Here is a 555-nt window from a genome sequence, read left to right on the forward strand (position 1 = left end):
GCATCAGGGCGGTGCTGGCGATGGCGCCGATCGGGTTGCTGATGCCCTGGCCGGCAATGTCAGGGGCGGAGCCGTGGACCGGTTCGAACATGGACGGGAAGCGGCGCTCAGGGTTCAGGTTGGCGCTGGCAGCCAGGCCCAGGCTGCCGGCAAGCGCGGAGCCGAGGTCGGATAGGATGTCGGAGTTCAGGTTGGAGGCCACCACCACGGAGAGTTCCTCGGGCTTGAGAATGAACTTGGCGCTCATGGCGTCCACCAGGACGCTTTCGGTCTGCACGTCCGGGTAGTCCAGGGCCACGCGGTTGAAGACTTCGTCCCACAGGACCATGCCGTACTGCTGGGCGTTGGACTTGGTGACCGAGGAAACCTTCTTCACGGTGCGGGTCCGGGCCAGGTCGAAGGCGAAGCGCATGATGCGCTCGCAGCCCTTCTCGGTGAACAATGCGGTCTGCAGGGCCACCTCGTTGCCGGGGCCGCGGCCGCTGAGGTTGCGTCCGCCCAGGCCGGCGTATTCGCCCTCGCTGTTTTCGCGGACCACCACCCAGTCCAGTTCAG

Annotated in this window: 1 protein-coding gene; it reads right to left on the minus strand. The window is 66.3% G+C overall.

The window, feature by feature from the left end; all coding sequences use genetic code 11:
• Nucleotides 1–555, minus strand: a 555-nt coding sequence (locus GVN67_RS29165) for an isocitrate/isopropylmalate family dehydrogenase (protein WP_235035620.1), incomplete at both ends; no start/stop codon positions are given.

The sequence above is a fragment of the Roseomonas sp. 18066 genome (assembly GCF_902706185.1).
In the GTDB taxonomy this organism is placed as follows: Bacteria; Pseudomonadota; Alphaproteobacteria; order Acetobacterales; family Acetobacteraceae; genus Pseudoroseomonas.